Here is a 417-nt window from a genome sequence, read left to right on the forward strand (position 1 = left end):
CCCCAGCACACTGGTCCCGGCGCTGCCGACCCATTCGCCGCGGTGGTCGTTGACGCGCAACTGGATGCCGGTGAGCCCGGAGTCGACGATCTCCTGGAGCGCACGGCTCAGGGCGGGGCGGTCGTGCACGGGGCGGTCGTGCACGGGGCGGTCCTCCCTGAACTCCTCGGGTGTGAGGGCCTGGTTCGTCGGGTTGGTCATGGTGCTGTTCCTCACGAGGTCGGGGCGGGTGGCGTAGGGCAGTGCGGCTCTGGTTCGACACGGTGAACTCCTTGCGGAGTGGTGGAAGGCAGAAGCTTCACTGAGAAACGACACGTACCGTTTCTGATGGTGAGTGTGCTCCGGGCGCCGGATACTGTCAATACGGAACGTGTCGTTTCCTGTAGGCTCGGCGGCATGCCCGACCAGAACGCACCG

The 417-nt window shown here is 66.2% G+C and carries 1 pseudogene; it reads right to left on the reverse strand.

From position 1 onward, the window contains the following. Positions 1 to 201, reverse strand: a pseudogene (locus tag OO48_RS39450) (hypothetical protein); the annotation flags it as partial. Positions 202 to 417 lie beyond the last annotated feature (216 nt).

The organism is Kitasatospora phosalacinea (assembly GCF_000716545.1).
Classification (GTDB): Bacteria; Actinomycetota; Actinomycetes; order Streptomycetales; family Streptomycetaceae; genus Kitasatospora; species Kitasatospora phosalacinea.